Source organism: Methanofastidiosum sp. (assembly GCA_020854815.1).
Taxonomy (GTDB): domain Archaea; phylum Methanobacteriota_B; class Thermococci; order Methanofastidiosales; family Methanofastidiosaceae; genus Methanofastidiosum.
The window spans coordinates 1-4,330 of the sequence record JAHKLW010000055.1; the positions used below are offsets into that span (position 1 = coordinate 1).

Sequence of the window (4,330 nt, forward strand, 5' to 3'; positions counted from 1 at the left end):
CATCCAAATTATTTTTCCACTATTGTCGAATTTTGCAATTATGCTATTAACATTCTCAACTAATTCTTTGTATTTCTCTTCACTTTCTTTTAGTTTATCTTCCATCTTTTTTCTATTAGTTATGTCCCTTACTATGCCTTGGAAACCTATTATGTTACCATCTTTACCTTTCAATAATGTGGCCGTAAATAAACAAGTTATTATCTCTCCATTATTTTTCTTCATATTAATTTGATAATCTTTAACAAATCCATATTTCATAACTTGTTCTATAAATTTAGATCTGTCCTTGGGATTTTGATAATATGTAATAACATTGCTACCAATAATTTTGCCAAGATTACAACCCAACATTTCTGCAGTTGATGGATTTGCATCCAATATTATTCCATCTACTGAGGCAATCCATACTGCATCTCTCAAACTTTCAAAAAGAGATTGATATAGATTTTCATTTTTCAAAATAGTATTCGATAAATTTGATTTTAGATTCGGAGAGATATTGTCTAAATTGTCTTTAATAATTCTTCCTCCTTTGAGAATAATATAAGAATTAAACGTAATATATATAAATATTTCTAATATTATTGCGATTTTCGTAATTAATTTTAAGATAATTTTATAAGGATAATTAATTTGTGAATTCAGAGTAACTATGCATCTTTTATTATTAATCGGAATTGGCGGATTTATAGGCGCAGTATTAAGATACTTAGTTAGTGGATGGGTACAAAATGGATTATCTTATTTTCCATTAGGAACTCTAAGTGTCAATGTCATAGGGAGCTTCTTTCTTAGTGTTATATTATATCTTACTGAAAACAAAGGATTGTTTAGTGAAGAAACGAGAATATTTTTAACAATTGGAATATTGGGTGCTTTTACAACTATGTCAACTTTCAGTTATGAATCTTTCCGATTATTAGAAAGCAGAGAAACTTTATATCTTTCAATTAATATTATAGCTACTGTGTTATTGACTTTATTTGCAGTTTTATTTGGAAAGATATTTGTTCTTTCAATATGGAGGACTTAGATGAAAAAAGAATCAGAAGCTATTCTTTTAAGAATCTTCATTGGGGAATCCGATAGGTATGAAGGCAGACCATTATATAAGTATCTTGTTGAGATGTTTAGACAAGAGGGTTTATCGGGTGCTACTGTTTTAAGAGGTATAGAGGGCTATGGAAAAACAAGCAAGATGCAAACTATGTCGATTCTGAGATTATCGACCGATTTACCAATAATTATAGAAGTTGTAGATCTTCAAGAAAGAATTGAGAAAATAAAACCTAAACTAGACACTATTATCCAACAGGGATTGATTACACAAGAGAAAGTAAAAATAATTATGTACGAAGGTACATCAAAAGATATACAATAATATTTCAAAAGATTTAAAACCTAAATTATTAATCTTCTTAATATTGACATATAAAACTATTATTATAACTTTGGAGGCTAAGGAGTGGTAAGGAAAAAAAAGGTTCCTGTATCCTTCTGGGAAGAACAACTAATAAAAGAAAAACAGGACAATAAAGACCCCGAGAAAGTAAAGTTCATACGGAATGTACTTATCTCAGAATATACTACTCTTTATGAGAAATTTTTAGATAAAGGAAATTATAAAAAAACAAACGAGATTAACGATAAAATTCATGAACTAAAAAAAGAAATTGATGTAAGTTCAAAAGAAGAAGTGGTATGGCTATTTGAAAAAAAAGCTCTCGACTATCTACAAAGTTCTTCATATGATGAGGCAATTTCTTATTTTAAAATAGCATTAGAAAAAGCATTGAACATATCCACTATTAAACCTGAAGAAATAAAGAATATTAAAGAAAGTTTGAAAAGGGCTCAGTTTGAAAAGGCAAATTTGTATCTAAATCAAAATAAATTTGATGATGCCATAAATACATTTAAAAAAATCTTAGATTTTTGTGTAGAAAACAGCAGCAAAAAATCTGATGAAACTAAAGAAGCCTTAAACAATCTAATAATGTGTTATAATCAGAAGGGGGAATATTTTGCTAAAAGAGATAGATTTGAAGATGCAATCAACACTATAGATAAAGCTATAGAGATAACTAATGACTTGGGCATTGAATCTGAAATAACAGAGTCGGCAAGAAAAAATATAGTTAAAATACAAACTTTATTTGCTTTTAATCAGATTGATAAAGAACTTTATGATTCAGCGATATCCCATCTTAAGAAAATCTTAGATATGTCATTGCAAATATATGGAAATGATTCCAAAGAGTATATAGAAGCTAAGGATAATCTAATTAAAGGATACAATGCCAAAGGTAAAAATCTTCTCGGAAGGGAAAGATTTGATGATGCTATAACTGCATTCGAAAAATCAGTTGAATTGGCAAAAGCTGAAAGAAGTTATTCTAGCGGACATGTCAATGAGTCCATTGATGGAATAATAAAGTCCTATTATCAAAAATCTTGTGTATATGAAGAATATGATAAATTTGAAGAAGCTATTATGACCTTAGAAAAAGCGTTGAAAATAGCAAAAAAATATCAGGTTAACAAAATAAGGACAAATTATATTACGGACAAATTATTTTTAATGTTGAAAACTCAGTATGAAATAGCTGCTGGAAACTATAATTCTCAAAAAATGAAAGAAATACTTGATACCGCTTTGAATCTTATACGAAGCGGTTATAACTCTATAAATTTTGATGAAAACACTGTCAGGGCATATTTTGAGAGAATAAAAAATCAGAAAACAGACCAAGGCCCTAAAGAATCATATGAAAAACACCAAGAGCGGAAAAGAGAAGATAAAAAAGAAAAATATGAGAAGAAAAATACTGTTATAGATGAAATATCCATTAAAGAACTACTTATCAAATTCGAATTGGATGACAACGGAGATATAACAAAAGAATTAATAAAAGAGCAGTACAGATACTGGGTTGACCTTTTACATCCGGACAAAAATTTGAATAAAAGTGATGCGACTATAAAAAAGGCAGAAGAAAAATTAAAAGAGATAAATACAATATATAAAAAATTAATTGAGCATTTTCCCTGAATCTGAAATGCTCACTAGTAGTACAGTTAATATTCTTACCAATATTTCATTGAATGTTTATCAGATTACTTTGCCTATCTCTTCGGCAGCACGTTTCATATCAAGAAAAACAAGCCCTAATTTTGCATCTTTTCTCGCTAAAGCAGTAAGGACCGCTTCTTCACCCGCACCTAAGAGGAGGATATACCCATTCTGCCCTTTGACAAAGACTTCTTCAAGGCTTCCTTTCATGAGTTCTTTAGAGGTTCTTTCGCCCAAAGAAAGCATAGCTGCAGACATAGCAGCAACTCGATCTTCTTCAACATCCTTTGGTAAAGCACTCGCTATTACCAATCCATCTGTTGAAACTATAGCAGAAGCTTCAATATCAGGAGATGTTCCGCTAAGTTCTTTTAACATTTCAGTTAATTTTTCTGTTCGGCTGGCCATAATAACACCTGTATTAATCTTTAAATTTTTCAAATGAAACTAAACAAGGATTTTCTTTATTAAATTCAAATTTATACATATATTTTAGAGATTCTCCTTCTTTGTTATATTCCATTGCACCAAGTAAAGTTATAGCCCGGAGACATGCTATCTCTTTTCTCTCGTCTATTAGTCTTGAGCAATGGGATTTGTAGGGACAATTAATTGCTTTAAAAGTAAAATTAATATCATCGCCAGCCATTTCAAAATCAGCGCTATTAAAGAATTCTGCTTTGACAAGTGCGTCAACAAACATTTTTGCAGTATTAAAAGGGCTAAGTCCTTTCTGGAAATCCATGCCGAGGTCATTCCAGGATTCTATGAATGGCCTAATAGCTATAGTTCCCCATCTCCGATAAAAAAGTTTTGGTTTGTCAAAGAATATATTCGCAGTATTTTCAACTCCGTAAAGCCAAGCGTTCATAATGGTACTTGTATATTTCAATTTCACATTGATGTCCATATAATTCACCTTTGAGAATTTCGCAATTTTAACTCAATCTCTAATTAAACTTTTGATATTTAAAGTTTTTCCTTAAATTATATTAAAAAAAACAAGATATATTTAGGTAAAAGTAAAGAAATGCATAAATAGAGGTTCAATGAGAAGAATAAAGAGGTTTATGATTAACCTTAATTTTTTTCTTTTGCCATTCAGCGAATTAGGTTTTTGAGCTAACTTAAGTTAATCTTCTGATATAAAAGTACTTTTTACTCAAATTTTGGGCGAATTTCCCAAAATTTACCGATGGCTGACGCTAGGCAGAGTTAGCAAGCGTTTCAAGCTGATACAAGTTAAAACAGAAA

At 30.0% G+C, this 4,330-nt stretch carries 6 protein-coding genes; 3 read left to right on the plus strand and 3 right to left on the minus strand.

Annotated elements, in window-relative coordinates:
• The coding region (locus KO464_07045; protein MCC7573130.1) for a PAS domain-containing protein at positions 1-462 on the minus strand (462 nt) is incomplete at its 3' end.
• A 193-nt stretch (positions 463-655) separates the two neighbouring features.
• On the opposite strand from KO464_07045, the gene crcB reads away from it, so the two are divergent.
• The 3 genes from crcB to KO464_07060 all read left to right on the plus strand — a co-directional run bounded on the left by crcB (position 656) and on the right by KO464_07060 (position 3,055).
• Positions 656-1,036: a fluoride efflux transporter CrcB gene (gene crcB, locus KO464_07050; GenBank protein ID MCC7573131.1), complete on the plus strand. Its 381-nt coding sequence runs from the start codon at positions 656-658 to the stop codon at positions 1,034-1,036.
• Complete coding sequence (locus tag KO464_07055; protein ID MCC7573132.1) at positions 1,037-1,384, plus strand: DUF190 domain-containing protein; 348 nt, start codon at positions 1,037-1,039, stop codon at positions 1,382-1,384.
• Positions 1,385-1,468: 84 nt separating this feature from the next.
• The gene (locus KO464_07060; protein ID MCC7573133.1) at positions 1,469-3,055 is read left to right on the plus strand and encodes a hypothetical protein; all 1,587 of its coding nucleotides are present in this window, start codon (positions 1,469-1,471) and stop codon (positions 3,053-3,055) included.
• Positions 3,056-3,115: 60 nt separating this feature from the next.
• Here the strand turns inward: KO464_07060 and KO464_07065 are convergent, their stop codons facing one another.
• The gene (locus KO464_07065; GenBank protein ID MCC7573134.1) at positions 3,116-3,484 is read right to left on the minus strand and encodes a roadblock/LC7 domain-containing protein; all 369 of its coding nucleotides are present in this window, start codon (positions 3,482-3,484) and stop codon (positions 3,116-3,118) included.
• A gap of 13 nt (positions 3,485-3,497) precedes the next feature.
• Positions 3,498-3,986 carry a hypothetical protein gene (locus KO464_07070; protein ID MCC7573135.1) on the minus strand — a complete coding sequence of 163 codons (489 nt, stop codon included), beginning with the start codon at positions 3,984-3,986 and terminating at the stop codon, positions 3,498-3,500.
• Positions 3,987-4,330 lie beyond the last annotated feature (344 nt).

What these genes read in the sequence shown, in the direction of transcription:
- KO464_07070 (MCC7573135.1), bottom strand. Translation starts at nt 3,986, where the DNA reads ATGGACATCAATGTGAAATTGAAATATACAAGTACCATTATGAACGCT.
- KO464_07055 (MCC7573132.1), top strand. Translation starts at nt 1,037, where the DNA reads ATGAAAAAAGAATCAGAAGCTATTCTTTTAAGAATCTTCATTGGGGAA.
- KO464_07065 (MCC7573134.1), bottom strand. Translation starts at nt 3,484, where the DNA reads ATGGCCAGCCGAACAGAAAAATTAACTGAAATGTTAAAAGAACTTAGC.
- crcB (MCC7573131.1), top strand. Translation starts at nt 656, where the DNA reads ATGCATCTTTTATTATTAATCGGAATTGGCGGATTTATAGGCGCAGTA.